Annotated in this window: 16 protein-coding genes; 4 read left to right on the top strand and 12 right to left on the bottom strand. The window is 67.0% G+C overall.

Features of this window, described 5'->3' with window-relative positions; all coding sequences use genetic code 11:
* The first annotated feature begins 33 nt into the window (after positions 1 to 33).
* Complete coding sequence (locus tag VAR608DRAFT_RS26870) at positions 34 to 2157, top strand: type IV pilus assembly protein FimV (protein ID WP_088956846.1); 2124 nt, start codon at positions 34 to 36, stop codon at positions 2155 to 2157.
* On the opposite strand, the gene VAR608DRAFT_RS26875 is transcribed toward VAR608DRAFT_RS26870, so the two are convergent.
* From VAR608DRAFT_RS26875 to lexA, 4 genes are all read right to left on the bottom strand, one after another.
* A complete protein-coding gene (locus tag VAR608DRAFT_RS26875) occupies positions 2147 to 3319 on the bottom strand; it encodes an MFS transporter (RefSeq protein ID WP_088956847.1) in 1173 nt (390 codons plus the stop codon). The two genes, VAR608DRAFT_RS26870 and VAR608DRAFT_RS26875, sit on opposite strands and share 11 nt — an antisense overlap.
* Entirely contained in the window at positions 3316 to 4323 is a 1008-nt protein-coding gene (locus VAR608DRAFT_RS26880) for a D-2-hydroxyacid dehydrogenase family protein (RefSeq protein WP_088956848.1), read from the bottom strand. Before VAR608DRAFT_RS26880 ends, VAR608DRAFT_RS26875 begins: the two co-directional genes overlap by 4 nt.
* A gap of 87 nt (positions 4324 to 4410) precedes the next feature.
* A complete protein-coding gene (locus VAR608DRAFT_RS26885; protein ID WP_088956849.1) occupies positions 4411 to 4752 on the bottom strand; it encodes a hypothetical protein in 342 nt (113 codons plus the stop codon).
* Positions 4753 to 4896: 144 nt separating this feature from the next.
* Entirely contained in the window at positions 4897 to 5571 is a 675-nt protein-coding gene (gene lexA, locus VAR608DRAFT_RS26890; protein WP_088956850.1) for a transcriptional repressor LexA, read from the bottom strand.
* Positions 5572 to 5645: 74 nt separating this feature from the next.
* On the opposite strand from lexA, the gene VAR608DRAFT_RS26895 reads away from it, so the two are divergent.
* Positions 5646 to 6647: an asparaginase gene (locus VAR608DRAFT_RS26895; RefSeq protein ID WP_088956851.1), complete on the top strand. Its 1002-nt coding sequence runs from the start codon at positions 5646 to 5648 to the stop codon at positions 6645 to 6647.
* 38 nt (positions 6648 to 6685) lie between these two features.
* Here the strand turns inward: VAR608DRAFT_RS26895 and adk are convergent, their stop codons facing one another.
* The 6 genes from adk to VAR608DRAFT_RS26925 all read right to left on the bottom strand — a co-directional run bounded on the left by adk (position 6686) and on the right by VAR608DRAFT_RS26925 (position 10485).
* A complete protein-coding gene (gene adk, locus VAR608DRAFT_RS26900) occupies positions 6686 to 7342 on the bottom strand; it encodes an adenylate kinase (protein WP_088956852.1) in 657 nt (218 codons plus the stop codon).
* 160 nt (positions 7343 to 7502) lie between these two features.
* Positions 7503 to 8279 carry a 3-deoxy-manno-octulosonate cytidylyltransferase gene (gene kdsB / locus VAR608DRAFT_RS26905; RefSeq protein WP_088956853.1) on the bottom strand — a complete coding sequence of 259 codons (777 nt, stop codon included), beginning with the start codon at positions 8277 to 8279 and terminating at the stop codon, positions 7503 to 7505.
* Positions 8276 to 8458: a Trm112 family protein gene (locus VAR608DRAFT_RS26910; RefSeq protein WP_088956854.1), complete on the bottom strand. Its 183-nt coding sequence runs from the start codon at positions 8456 to 8458 to the stop codon at positions 8276 to 8278. The genes kdsB and VAR608DRAFT_RS26910 overlap by 4 nt, the downstream gene beginning before the upstream one ends.
* Entirely contained in the window at positions 8439 to 9428 is a 990-nt protein-coding gene (gene lpxK, locus VAR608DRAFT_RS26915; RefSeq protein ID WP_088956855.1) for a tetraacyldisaccharide 4'-kinase, read from the bottom strand. Before lpxK ends, VAR608DRAFT_RS26910 begins: the two co-directional genes overlap by 20 nt.
* Positions 9425 to 9850, bottom strand: a complete 426-nt coding sequence (locus VAR608DRAFT_RS26920) for an ExbD/TolR family protein (RefSeq protein ID WP_088956856.1) — start codon at positions 9848 to 9850, stop codon at positions 9425 to 9427. The genes lpxK and VAR608DRAFT_RS26920 overlap by 4 nt, the downstream gene beginning before the upstream one ends.
* 2 nt (positions 9851 to 9852) lie before the next feature.
* Complete coding sequence (locus tag VAR608DRAFT_RS26925) at positions 9853 to 10485, bottom strand: MotA/TolQ/ExbB proton channel family protein (protein WP_088956857.1); 633 nt, start codon at positions 10483 to 10485, stop codon at positions 9853 to 9855.
* Between the two features lie 311 nt (positions 10486 to 10796).
* Here VAR608DRAFT_RS26925 and xseA point away from each other — a divergent pair, with 311 nt between their 5' ends.
* Positions 10797 to 12110 carry an exodeoxyribonuclease VII large subunit gene (xseA, locus tag VAR608DRAFT_RS26930; RefSeq protein WP_088956858.1) on the top strand — a complete coding sequence of 438 codons (1314 nt, stop codon included), beginning with the start codon at positions 10797 to 10799 and terminating at the stop codon, positions 12108 to 12110.
* Between the two features lie 50 nt (positions 12111 to 12160).
* On the top strand, positions 12161 to 12742 hold the full coding sequence (locus VAR608DRAFT_RS26935) for a superoxide dismutase (RefSeq protein WP_088956859.1): 582 nt from the start codon (positions 12161 to 12163) through the stop codon (positions 12740 to 12742).
* 60 nt (positions 12743 to 12802) lie between these two features.
* On the opposite strand, the gene VAR608DRAFT_RS26940 is transcribed toward VAR608DRAFT_RS26935, so the two are convergent.
* Both VAR608DRAFT_RS26940 and VAR608DRAFT_RS26945 read right to left on the bottom strand, forming a co-directional pair.
* Positions 12803 to 13252: a DUF192 domain-containing protein gene (locus tag VAR608DRAFT_RS26940; protein ID WP_088956860.1), complete on the bottom strand. Its 450-nt coding sequence runs from the start codon at positions 13250 to 13252 to the stop codon at positions 12803 to 12805.
* 182 nt (positions 13253 to 13434) lie between these two features.
* Positions 13435 to 13779 carry a cell envelope biogenesis protein TolA gene (locus VAR608DRAFT_RS26945; RefSeq protein ID WP_088956861.1) on the bottom strand — a complete coding sequence of 115 codons (345 nt, stop codon included), beginning with the start codon at positions 13777 to 13779 and terminating at the stop codon, positions 13435 to 13437.
* Positions 13780 to 13883: the final 104 nt, after the last annotated feature.

The raw sequence follows: 13883 nt of genomic DNA on the forward strand, positions 1-13883 counted from the left end.
CTCCTCCTCGGAGTCGCCCTCGAATCACCCGCCTTGACGATCGGGCGGCCGCAAGGTGCCGTCTGGATCGGCAAGCCGATCGACGTGGTGATTCCGCTTGCGCTCGATGCGGCGGAGGCCGGCGGATCACTGTGCCTCGGCGCCGAGGTTTTGCAGGGCGATGCACCCATGCTCGAACGCCGGGTGACCGTGTCCCTCGAGTCCGGCAACAGCCCTGGCAACTCCAGCATTCACGTGCGAACGACCGTGCCGGTCGACGAGCCCGTCGTCACCGTCACGGTTCGCGCGGGCTGCGACATGAGGTCGACACGCAGCTACGTGCTGTTGGCCGACGTGCCTTCCGATGTCACGCCGCCGGGCGTTGCCATGGCGGGTGCGCGTCCGTCGGCCGATGCGGCGCCGGTGGCGAGGCCGACTGCGCGCCCGGCCTCACGCACTGCGGGTGGCGGTGGTGGTGCTGCGAGCCCCGACGGTTCGGGAAGCTCGACCGCCCGTCGCGTCGCGGCCCGTTCTTCAGCGGAACACGAAAGCGCCGCGCAGGCCGCACCGCAGGCAAGTGCCCCCGTTGCGCCGGCGCCGCGCCGGGCCGCGCCGGTGGTTCCGCGCGCAGTGCCGGCCGCGCCGCCAGCGGCGGCGACACCACCGAAGGCCGAAGCCGTTGCTGCAGGGCCCCGGCTTCAGGTCGAAGCGCTCGAGCCTGAACCGGCCAGGGACACCGGGCTGAAGAGCACCACACAGATCGAGCCTCCGCCCGCCGAGAATCCCGCGCGCCGTGCGGCAGCGGCTGCGCTGTGGGGCGCGATGAATCCCACCGCGGAGCAGGCGCAGCGCGAGAACCAGCGCAGCAAGGAATTGGAAACCACGCTGGCCGCGCTGCGCGAACAGACCGCGCAGAACCAGCGCGCGCTCCTCGAATTGCGCAGCGAACTCGCACAGGCGCGCGAAAGCCAGTTCCGCAACCCGCTGGTCTATGCGCTGATCGCGGGCCTGCTGCTGGCCTTGATCGCCTTGCTCCTGATGTGGCGCGCGAGTCGCCGTGCCGCGGCTACCGCGTGGTGGCGCGAGTCGGTGCTGCAGCCCGAGGGCGGGGACGGGGCCAAGCGGCTGCGTCGCGATGGCGGCCTGCTCGATGACGACGAATCGGACACCGACGCCGAGGACGAACCGCCCAAGAAGCGCACGCTCGGCAGGACGACCTTCGGCGCCACGCCCTTCGCGCCTCTGGAGCCCGACGACGATGGCAACGTCGGGGCGCCGCCGCCTGCGCGGGCGATCGAAGCCGCGGCGGTTCGGCCGGTCAACACCGAGGAACTGTTCGACGTGCAGCAGCAGTCGGACTTCTTTCTCTCGCTCGGCCAGCAAGACCAGGCGATCGACGTGCTGCGCGAACACATCGCGGCCAATCCGGGGACGAGTGCGCTGGCGTATCTGGACCTGCTGCGCATCTACCATTCGCTCGATCGTCGCGAAGACTATGCGCGGCTCGCCGAGGAATTCGAACGCGCCTTCAACGCGGACGTGCCGCCGTTCGACAAGTACACCGACGCTGGCAAGGGCCTCGAGCGCTACCCCAGCGCGCTCGCGCGCATCGAGTCGCAATGGCCAGCGCCGAGCACGCTGGCGCTGATCGAGGAGCTGATCTTCCGCAAGCCCGGCGTCCACGAGGACGACGCCTTTGATCTCGCGGCGTACCAGGAGCTGCTTCTGCTGTACGGCCTTGCCAAGGAAGTGATCGAGCCCGACACGGCGCCGCCCGCCGCGGTCGCGCCGGCGCCGTTCACCGACACGCACTCGGCGACCGCCACCGCGTCGCTCTGGCCCGATACGGTGCCGCCGGTCATGCCGGACGGGCCGACCTTGCCGCCGTCGATCTACGGCTCGATCGACGACAGGCTCCATCACGACACCGTGATGGCCCCGGACATGCCGATCCCGCCCGCGCACCACGAGGAGCGGGACACGCCGCCGCGGGTCGTGCCCCCACCCGAGCTGGACCTCGCCGAGTTCGACAAGACGGCCTACGAAACCATGCCGACGCCGATCGAGCCCCCGAAGCCGCCGGCCCCGTCGGGTGATCCGCACGTCATCGACTTCGAACTGTTCGATCCGGCCACCGAAGCCGAGATCGCGCCGAAGAGCAAGTCCGTCAAGCGCTGATGGCCGGGGCGCGCGCTCGCGCCCTGTCGACCGAGACGCTCAGTGCGATGGCGGCAAGCACCGTCACGAAGGCGACCCAGTTCATCCAGCCGATCGCGCCATGGGCAAGCAGCCAGCCGCCCGCACCGGCGCCGATGGCCTGGCCGATGTAGATCCCGGAGCTGTTGAGCGCCACCGACCCCGCGGCGAGCGCGGGCGAGAGCGACACCAGCCGCGCCTGCTGCGCCGAATTGGTCGCGAAGCAGCCGAGGCCCCATGGCGTGAGCAGGACCATCAGCCAGGCCAGGCTGACACCCAGGGGCCACAGAAGCAGGCTCAGCGCGATCAAGGCCGTGGTCAGCAGGACCATGCGCGATGTGCCGAATCGATCGACGTGGCGGCTGACCAGCATGTTGCCCACCACGCCGCAGGCGCCGAACCATGCCCAGACCAGCCCGAGCTGGGTGGCGTCGGCGCCGAGTCGCTGCTTCAGAATCGGTGCGAAGTAGCTGAACAGCACGAACTGGCCGGAGCCCTGCAGCGCGGTCACGCAGACCACGCCCATGAGAAGCGGACTCTTGAAGACCCGCGCCCAGGCATCGCGCGACAACGCGGCGGGACGGATGCCGGACGGCAGCTTCACCCAGATCCAGGTCGCGCTCGCCAACGACAGCAGCGCGATGGTGGCGAAGGCCGCTCGCCAGCCGAGGTGGCCTCCGATCAGGGCGCCGAGAGGCAGCCCCAGCACCGAAGCCATGGACCAGCCCAGGAAGACGAAGGTCACTGCACGCCCGCGTTGCTCGGGCGGCGCCAGCAGTCCCGCGCAGGCGGCGGCCTGCGCCGTGAAGATCGCCGGAGCGATCACCGTCAACATGCGGACCGGCAGCAGCGCGCCGAAGGTGGGCATCAAGGTCGCGAGCAGATGGCCGCAGGCATACCAGAGCATCGTGCAGGCGAGCAGTACGCGCCGGTCCCAACCGGCGACCACCGCGGCAAGCAACGGGGCGCCGACGCACATCACGGCCGCCGCCGCCGTGATCAACTGGCCGGCAGTCGCCGCGCTGACCTGGAGCGAAGAACTGAGCTCGTTGAGCGTGCCGGGCACCACCATGACACCCGTGCCGATCACGAAGTTGCCCGCCAGCAGGGCCCACAAGGCGGCCGGCAGGACAGGCCGCTTCAACGGCGGACCTGCAGCGCGCCGGGGTTGACGATGTTGGTCGGGTTGCCCTTGATGAAGCTCACCACATTGTCGAAGGCCTGCCCGAAGTACATCTCGTAGCTCTCCTGCTCGACATAGCCGATGTGGGGCGTGCAGATGCAATTCTCGAGCCGGAGCAGGGCGTGGCCCTGCAGCGGCGGTTCGCTCTCGAAGACGTCGACCGCCGCCAGGCCCGGCCGGCCGCGATTGAGCGCCGCAAGGAGCGCGTCCTGCTCCACCAGTTCGGCACGCGAGGTGTTCACGAACAGGGAGGTCGGCTTCATGCGGGACAGGTCCTCGAGCGTCACGAGGCCACGGGTTTCCTCCGTGAGTCGGAGATGGAGCGACAGCACATCCGCCGCGGCGAAGAAGGTTTCGCGATTCGGCGCCACCTGAAAGCCGTCGGACCGTGCCTTGGCCAGACTCTGCTCGCGCCCCCAGATGACCACCTGCATGCCGAAGGCCTGGCCGTAGCGCGCGACGAGCTGACCGATCCGTCCGTAGCCCCAGACGCAAAGCGTCTTGCCCTTGAGCACCGAGCCCAGTCCGAAATTCGGCGGCATGGAGCCCGACTTGAGCCCCGACTGCTGCCAGGCGCCGTGCTTCAGGTTGCTGATGTACTGGGGCAGGCGACGCATCGCCGCCATGATCAGCGCCCATGTGAGTTCAGCCGGCGCTTGCGGGGATCCGGTGCCTTCGGCCACCGCAATGCCGAGCTCGGAACAGGCGTTCACGTCGATGTGGCTGCCGACGCGGCCGGTCTGGGAGATGAGCCTCAGCTTGGGCAGCTTCTCGATCAACTGCCGCGAGATGTGGGTGCGCTCGCGGATCAGCACGATCACCTCGGCATCCTTGAGGCGAACCGAGAGCTGACCGATACCCTTGACCGTGTTCGTGTAGACCTTGGCCGCATAGGCGTCGAGCTTGGAGGCGCACTGCAGCTTGCGTACCGCGTCCTGGTAGTCGTCGAGGATCACAATGTTCATGGTTTGCATTGTGCCTTGCACGACTCGCAGGCTGTGTCGGTGCGTTGCCCGGCGTCGGGCAATGCACGCAACGCCGGGTGGGGGGAATCAATGCATGCGAGCGTAGTGGCGGGCCGTGTCCGCGGCTTCCAGTGCGACCAGGCGATCGAGCTCTGCGCAGACATCCGCCATGCGACCGGAGATCACCACGCGGCCCGGGTGCCGGTTGGGCTGCTGTGCATCGACCGTGCGGACCACTCGCAGCGGACGCATGCTGGCGGACGCATCCCGGCCTGCCGGGCTCTGCCGCGACGCGCAACTCGGCCGAACGCCGACATAGCGCAGCCCTGATGAATTGATGTGACGCGAGCGCCGTGCCGGCATCCAGCGATCGGCCAGCGACTGCAGGGGCGTGAACAGGTCGACGATGCTGAGAAGAGCGATTCCCATGTGAACTCCGATAGGTAGAGGTTGAACACAGGCAGGATTGCTTTCATTGCCCCGACAGGGTGATGGCCAATGCCATACGCCCGCCACCTGTCGCGGCCGGTGATGAGGCGAATGCGCTTTCGTCGCGTTCGCCTGCATGGAGGGCTACATCAACATCGTGTTGCGGATCAGGCCGACCGCAAGGCCTTCGATCTCGAAGGGTTCGCCGGGCTGGACAACGATCGTCGGGTAGTCGGGATTTTCTGCGTGCAGCTCGATGACTTGCTTGTTGCGCTTGAGACGCTTGACGGTGACCTCGTCGCCGAGGCGGGCAACCACGATCTGGCCGTTGCGCGCCTCTTTGGTGGCCTGCACCGCGAGAAGGTCGCCGTCCATGATGCCGGCGTCGCGCATCGACATGCCGCGCACCTTGAGGAGGTAGTCGGGCTGACGCTGGAAGAGCGTGTTCTCGACGTAGTAGGTCTGGTCGATGTGCTCCTGCGCCAGGATGGGCGAGCCGGCGGCGACACGCCCGATCAGCGGCAGGGCGAGTTGGGCCATGCCGGGCAGGGACAGCGAATACTGGTTGTTGCGCGATTCGTTGAGCGCGCGCAGGGCCTCGCCCTTGAGCCGGATGCCGCGCGAAGTGCCGCTCACCAGCTCGATCACGCCCTTGCGGGCCAGGGCTTGCAGGTGCTCTTCAGCCGCATTGGCCGACTTGAAGCCCAGCTCGGCCGCGATTTCGGCGCGCGTCGGCGGGGCGCCGGTGCGCGCGATGGCGCTTTGAATCAAGTCCAGAATCTGCTGCTGACGGGCGGTAAGCTTGACGGCGAACTGCATGATGGCTCCTGAAAGGGACTGGCTGCATATCCAGTACCTGTATTTTTAACCAGTTTCCCTGGGATTGGCAAGCAATGGGCGAAAACATTCAAGGCGGCACGCGCCGGGTCGTCGTTCTGGGCACGGGCGGCACGATTGCGGGACGCGCCGGCCGTGCAGGCGACAACATCGGCTACACCGCGGGTGAGGTCGGCGTCTCGGAGCTTTTGGGAGGCATCGATGCGCCCGAGGGCATTGCGCTGCTGGCCGAGCAGGTCGCGCAGGTCGACAGCAAGGACATGAGCTTCGCGATCTGGCAGACGCTGGCGCAAAGATGCGCCCACTGGCTCGCGAAGGCGGATGTGGCGGGCGTCGTCATCACCCACGGGACCGACACGCTGGAGGAGACGGCCTTTTTTCTCCAATCGGTCCTCGCGCCTTCCAAGCCGGTGGTGCTTACCTGCGCGATGCGTCCGGCGACTGCGCTGGCGCCCGATGGGCCGCAGAACGTGCGCGATGCGATCGTGGTCGCTGCGACAGCGGGCGTGCGAGGCGTCGTCGCGGTCTGTGCGGGCACCGTCCACAGCGCGTTCGATGTCCAGAAGGTTCACACCTACCGCGTCGACGCCTTCGACTCGGGCGATGGGGGTCCGTTGGCGTACGTGGAAGAGGGTGCGCTTCGGGTGCTGCGCAACTGGCCCGCGCCGCATGCTGCAACCCAGGTATTCGACCGCGTTGCAGGTGCCGTGTCATTGCCGCGCGTCGAGATCGTGGTGAGCCACGCCGAAGCGCGCGGCGCGATCGTCGATGCATTGATCGCCGAGCGCAAGCGAGGCAGCGCCGATGCCGTCCAGGGCCTTGTGCTCGCAGCGACGGGCAACGGCACCTTGCACCACGCGTTGGAGGCCGCGGCGCTGCGCGCGCAGGCCGAAGGAATTGCCGTGGTGCGCGCGACCCGTTGCATGCAGGGACGCATCCTGGCGAAGCCGGACGAGTCGCTGCGAGATGCAGGCGCACTCACACCGGTCAAGGCGCGGATCGCCCTGGCGCTCGAACTCCTGGCTGCAAGCGCGTCCGGCCGGATCGAGGGGGGCTAGTCTAGTTCGGCCGCGGGCTGCGCCGCAGCCCGGCCCGATCAACTGCCAAGGGCGGTCAGGGCACGCTGGGTGATGTCGTCGACGCTGCCCACGCCGCTGATGGAGCGGTACTTCGGCGCCGCGGCGGGCTCGACCTTGGCCCACTGGGAGTAGTAGTCGACCAGCGGGCGGGTCTGCTGGCTGTAGACGTCGAGGCGCTTGCGGACCGTTTCTTCCTTGTCGTCCTCGCGCTGGATCAGGGTCTCACCGGTCACGTCGTCCTTGCCGTCGACCTTCGGCGGGTTGAACTTCACGTGGTAGGTGCGGCCCGATGCCGGATGCGAGCGGCGGCCGCTCATGCGTTCGATGATGTCGGAGAAGGGGACGTCGATCTCGAGAACGTAGTCGAGCTTCACGCCAGCGGCCCGCATCGCCTCGGCCTGCGGGATGGTCCGCGGAAAGCCATCGAACAGGAAGCCCTGCGCGCAATCGGGCTGTGCGATGCGTTCCCTGACGAGGTTGATGATCAGGTCGTCGCTGACCAGCGCACCGGAGGCCATCACGGCTTCAGCCTGCTTGCCCAGCGCCGTGCCGGCCTTGACGGCCGCGCGAAGCATGTCGCCGGTGGAGATCTGGGGGATGCCGTACTTCTGGCAGATGAAGGCCGCCTGTGTGCCTTTGCCCGCCCCGGGCGCGCCCAACAATATCAGTCTCATGGTGTCCTCGGAAGGTTTTCTTGGATTTCTGTCGCGCCGTGCTGATCACGAGTGGCGTCAATGGCGGAGTTCCTTCGAGGATAGCATGGCCCCCCGGCGGGGCCGGCGGTTAAGGCCTGATCACGCTATTCCGCGATCCCCGGAATAGCGTGATCAGGCCCTAACCCGCAGCGAAGAGGGCCCGCACGCGCGCGAGATCGTCCGGCGTGTCGATGCCGGGGCCGGGCGCATGCTCGCTGACGTGCACCGCGATGCGGTGGCCGTGCCAGAGCGCGCGCAGTTGTTCGAGCGCCTCCGTGCCTTCGACCGGCGCCGCGGGAAGGGTCGGAAACTGCCGCACGAAACCGGCCCGGTAGCCGTAGATCCCGATGTGCCGCAATGCCGGCGGCGAGGGCGGCAGCTTCTTCGGCCCGCCATCGGCGAAGCCGTCGCGCCACCATGGGATCGGCGCGCGGCTGAAGTAGAGCGCGTAGCCGCTCGCGTCCAGGACGGTCTTGACGACGTTGGGATTGGCGAATTCCTCCGGCGAATCGATGGCATGCGCCGCGGTGCTCATTGCCGCGCCGGGGTGCTCCGACAGCGTCCGGGCCACGGCGTCGATGAGCGAGGCCTCGATCAGGGGCTCGTCGCCCTGGACGTTGACCACGATCGCATCGTCCGCAAGGCCAAGCCGGGTGCAGGCTTCCGACAGGCGATCGCTGCCGCTGGCGTGGTCCTTGCGCGTGAGCAGCGCTTCGACGCCGTGCGCTTCGCAGGCCTCGATGATTCGGGCGTCATCACCTGCCACCACGACGCGCTCGGCAGCCGATTCCCGTGCGCGCTGCGCCACGCGCACCACCATGGGCAGACCGGCGATGTCGGCCAACGGCTTGTCCGGCAGCCGGGTCGAGGCGAGCCTGGCGGGGATCAGGACGACGAACTTCGTGCTCAAGATCAAAGGCCCAGTTCTTCGTCGGTCAGGGGGCGCGCCTCGTTTTCGAGCAGCACCGGAATGCCGTCGCGCACCGGGTAGGCCAGACGTGCGCTGCGCGAGACGAGTTCCTGCTTTTCGGGGTTCCAGGTGAGCGGGCCCTTGGTCACGGGGCAGACGAGCAGTTCAAGCAGCTTGGTGTCCATCGGCCGATGATAGCTTTGCGTCGAGCGCCGAGAAGAAGGCGGCCTCGGGCTCGAACAGCAGCGGCACCGCGAGCGCATCGGGCGCCTTGCGCCACAGTTTCACGGCGTCCTTTTCGGTGCACAGCACCGTGCAGCCCTGCGTTGCCGAGGGCGTCCAGTCCTCGAAATCGTGATGGTCCGGCAGCGCGATGCGCCGCTCGAGGCGCAGCGCGCGCTGTCCCAGCATGTCGAAGAAGGCCTCGGGCTTGGCGATCGCGGCGACGGCTGCGAGCCGCTGGTCGGCGAGTTCGGTCAGCGGCACCCGGGTGCCGTCGCTCCTGAGCGCGTAGTCCGCGAGCGACCGCGCGGCCGTGAAGCCCGCGAAAGCCGGATGCCGGCCGGTATGCAGAACGAGATCGCAAGGGCGCGGCCACTTCTCGCGCAGCGGTCCCGCGGGAAGCAGCCAGGCGTTGCCGATGCCGCGGTCATCGAAGACGCAGATCTCGACATCGCGCGCCATCGCAAGGTGTTGCAGGCCGTCATCGCTGACGATGACCTGCGTGTCGGGATGACGCGCGCGAAGGGCGCGTCCGGCCTCGACGCGCCGCTTCGCGACGAACACGGGGGCGGCGGTCGAACGTCGTATCAGCAAGGGCTCGTCGCCGGCGTCGGCGGCTGCGCTGTCGTCCAGTACTTCACGGCAACCGGTCGACGATCGGCCATAGCCGCGCGACACCACGCCCACCCGGATGCCCTGCGACTGCAGACGGCGCACGATGGCCATGACGACCGGTGTCTTTCCCGATCCGCCGGCGATGACGTTGCCGACCACCACGACCGGCACCCCAAGGCGCTCCGTTCGCAGGATGCCGAGTCGGAAAAGGGTGCGCCGGAAGGCCGTGAGCCCGCCGTAGAGGAGGGACAGGGGCCACAGCAGCCACGCCGCCGCGCCGCGTCGCAGCCAGGCCTGCTGCAACGAAGCCAAGGCTATCGTCCCGCCTGGGCGGCCGACTGCGTGGCGAAGGTGATCTGCATGAGGCCCGCGCGCCGCGCGGCCTCCATGACGGTGATCACGGATTGATGCGCCGCGCTGGCGTCGGCGCTGATGATGACCACGTTGTCCTTCGCGCCGCTGGCCGCGGCGGCGAGGGCGGCGGTGACCGCCTCGACGCTGCGCTCGGGCAGGGGCGTCTTGTTGACCGAGTAGCGCCCATCGGCCGACACGGCGACGATCACTTCCTTGGGGTAGTCGCGCTGCGCCTCGGCATCGGCCACCGGCAGCCGCAGCTGCATTTCGGTGAACTTGCTGTAGGTGGTCGACAGCATGAGGAAGATCAACACGACGAGCAGGACGTCGATGAACGGGATCAGGTTGATCTCGGGCTCCTCGCGCGAGCCGTGGCGGAAGTGCATCCTCATCGGCGCAGCGTGTTCAGGTGACGAGCGAAGCGCTCGCCCGCGAGCTCGAGGTTCAGCAGGTACTCATCGACCCGGCTGCGGAAATAGCGCCAGAAGATGAGCGTCGGGATCGCGATGATCAGTCCGAAGGCCGTGTTGTAGAGCGCGATCGAAATGCCGTGCGCGAGCTGGGCGGGGTTGCCGGAGCCGACCGCGCCGCTGGCCGGGGACTGCGAGCCGAAGATCTCGATCATTCCGATCACGGTGCCGAGCAGGCCCAGGAGCGGCGCGGCGGATGCGATCGTTGCGAGCGCCGGCAGATAGCGTTCGAGCCGATGTGCCACCATGCGGCCGGCGGCCTCCATCGAGACGCGCAGATCGTCCTCGCTCGAGGCGGGGTTGGAGTTCAGTGCACGAAAGCCGGCCGCAAGGACTTCGCCGAGGCTGGAATTGTGTTCCAGCTTCGTCACGACATCCGGGGCCGGAACGGAATTGCGCGAGACTGCGATGGCCTCATCGAGCAATTTGGGTGGCAAGACTTTCGAGGTCTTCAGGCTGGTAAACCGCTCGATGACAAGCGCCAGGCCAATGATCGAACAAGCGAGCAGCGGCCAGATCGGCCAGCCCGCAGCAACTATGATGGAAAACAAATATTCCTCCGGCCCATCGACTGCAAATGCGCGGCGATTATCTACCGAGCCGGCGCATGTTTCGGTGTCCTTCGCGTGTAGGCGTCGACGCACAGAAACTGTGGATAACTTTGTGATTAACACGCAGGGCAACTTGGCCGGAGCCGCGCCGGATGGGCGCGGCGCTGGATCGAGCGATATTTGAGCAGCACTTTCCTTAATGAAATCAATGGCTTGTACGAGAACATGTGCCTGTGTTGCGTATGCGGCGCCGCGCCATGGGGCCGCACGGACGCTTGTGGAAGATTCGCACCCTGTCACAGCGATGCGGCATGAATGAACGTGAGCAAACACCTGCGGGCGGCGTGCGGGTCTGGGCCGTGGGCGCCCTGTGTCGAGCCATTGCGGATGCGCTCGAGGCGCGCTTCAATCCGGTCGCCGTCAAAGGCGAGATCTCGGGCTTTTCGAGGGCCTCGAGCGGCCACTGCTACTTCTCGCTGAAGGATCAGAACGGGCAGCTGCGCTGCGCCATGTTCCGCCGCGCGGCGGGCCTGCTGGACTTCGCACCGCGCGACGGCGACCAGGTCGAAGTGCGCGGCCGGCTCGGGCTCTACGAGCCGCGTGGCGATCTTCAACTGATCGTCGAGAGCCTGCGTCGGGCGGGGCAGGGTGCGCTGTTCGAGCAGTTCCTCCAGCGCAAGGCCAAGCTGGAGGCAGAAGGGCTCTTCGACACGGCGCGAAAGCGTCCGCTGCCGGCGATGCCGCGGTCCATCGGACTCGTGACCTCGCTCGGTGCCGCCGCGCTGCACGACGTGGTGACGGCGCTGCGCCGGCGCGTGCCGCACATTCCGGTGGTGCTGGTGCCGGCGGCGGTGCAGGGGGCGGGTGCGCCGGCGGAGCTCGTGCGTTCGCTGGAGGCGCTCTACGCTCTCGAGCCGCAGGTCGACGTCATCCTGCTGGTGCGTGGCGGCGGGTCGATCGAGGATCTCTGGGCGTTCAACGACGAGGCACTGGCGCGGACGATCGTCCGCAGCCCGGTGCCCCTCATCAGCGGTGTCGGCCATGAGACCGACTTCACGATCGCCGATTTCTGCGCCGACGTTCGCGCGCCGACGCCGACCGCCGCCGCGGAGCTCGTGGCGGCGCCGCGCGATCTCTGGCTCGGTGCGCTGGCGCTGATCGAAGAGCGCTTGCGCGGCGCGATCCTCGCGAGGCTCGATGCGTCGAGCCAACGGCTGGATCTTGCGGCCGGGCGGCTCGGCCGTCCCTCGGAACTGGTGGGGCGCCAGCGTCTGCGTCTCGCGCACCATGCCCAGCGCATGCACTTCGCCTTGCAGGCGAAGACGGCGCGGCTCGCCCATGCTCAGCAGGTGCTGCAGGCCGGCTTGCCGTCCCGGCTTCGAATGACGCTCGACCGTCATCAGGAACTGCTGAACCGTGCATCGCTGCGATTGAAGCTGCTGGATCCGGAGCTCGTGCTCCAGCGGGGCTATGCGCTCATCACGGACGTGCAAGGGCATGCTGTCACCAGCGTCGATCGACTTGCCGTCGGCGACCAGGTGCAGGCGCATCTGGCCGACGGCCGCGCCGATCTGAAGGTCCTGCAAACGCAGCCCAAGGGAATGCGTCCGACGTCAGGGCCGTGATTTCCTTTCTAGAATCAGCCATCCCACAACCAACCCGAGAGAGAAAAAGCATGGAACACGTTCTTCCTCCCCTGCCATACCCGATGGACGCGCTGGCACCTGAGTACTCCAAGGAGACTCTCGAGTACCACTACGGGAAGCACCACAACGCCTACGTCGTGAATCTGAACAACCTGCAGAAGGGCACGGAGTTCGAGAACATGACGCTCGAGGACATCGTCAAGAAGTCCAGCGGCGGCATCTACAACAACGCGGCCCAGATCTGGAACCACACCTTCTTCTGGAGCTGCATGAAGCCCGCGGGCGGCGGCGAGCCGAGCGGCGCGCTGGCCAAGGCGATCGACGCCAAGTGGGGCAACTACGCGGCCTTCAAGGAAGCCTTCGTCAAGTCGGCGGTCGGCAACTTCGGTTCCGGCTGGACCTGGCTGGTGAAGAAGGCGGACGGCTCCGTCGACATCGTGAACACCGGCGCCGCCGGTACGCCGCTCACCACCGCCGACAAGGCGCTGCTGACCGTCGACGTCTGGGAGCATGCCTACTACATCGACTACCGCAACCTGCGCCAGAAGTTCGTCGAGACCTTCCTCGCCAAGCTCGTGAACTGGGGCTTCGTCGAGAAGAACTTCGCCTGATAGCAGTCGCTGCAACAAAAAAGCCGACCCTCGGGTCGGCTTTTTGTTGCCCTTCGGAAGTCAGCGGCTCTGCGCGAACAGCTCGCCGCCGAGCTTCACGCCCGCCTTGATGTTCTTGCGCTCGAACCAGCCCTGGTTCATCTCGAGGACGAAGCGCACCGGCTCCTTGGAGCAATGCGAATCCTCGGTCATCGGCTTCATGTCCGCGAGGTTCACGATGCGGCCATCCTCGGCCACGAAGGCTGCGGTGAGGGGAATCAGGGTGTTCTTCATCCAGAAGCACTGGGTCGCGGGCTGCTCGAACACGAAGATCATGCCCTCGGACTGCGGCATCTCCTTGCGGAACATCAGTCCGGTCTGGCGCTGCTCGGGGGTTTTTGCCACCTGTGCATCGATTTGATACATGCCGGCCTTGACCCGGACGCGGGGGAGATTGCTTTGCGGCTCCTGGGCGTGCACAAAACCCAATGACGTGGACAACAGGAGAAGGGCGAATAAACGCTGAAACATGGAACGACTTTCAAACGGCGATACAAACAACAATGCCCGCGTCCGCGGGCATGGCCAATTGCCGCGAGCTTACCTCTAATTCGGCCGAAATTGCTGTCGGCTAGCTGACAGTCGAGTTGATTCGGGGGACGAAAAAAAAGCGTTCCCGAAGGAACGCTTTTTCGCTAGGGACGAGCCCCGACTTACTGGGGCGTGCCGCCTTGCGGGTTCATCTTGCGGACATTGCCCTTCTTGTCGCGGCGGCGGTCGCTGCGGGTGTCGGCGCGAGCCTGACCGGCTTCCGTCGCTTTGTTCTGCGTCAGGCCGCCACTGCCTTCATCGGTCTTGGGCGTGTCGCCGCCTTGAGGACGGACTTCGCCTTGCGGCTTGGTGGCGCGGCGCTCCTGGGCGCGCTGCTGCGGCTTGGTGTTGGTCGGCGGAGCGGCTTCCTGCGAGGTGGAGGGGCCTTGTGCGGATGCACTGACCGAGAACAGGCCGGCACCGGCTGCGATCAGGCCGGCCATCGTTGCTGCGAGAACTTTGTTCATTACGGATTCCTCATTGGAAATGGTTGAAAACGCCTCCCGGCCAGCAGAAGGTCTGTCAACAACGGAGCCAATACGGCCGTGGTTGACAGATCCTCAGACCCCTC

Source organism: Variovorax sp. HW608 (assembly GCF_900090195.1).
In the GTDB taxonomy this organism is placed as follows: domain Bacteria; phylum Pseudomonadota; class Gammaproteobacteria; order Burkholderiales; family Burkholderiaceae_C; genus Variovorax.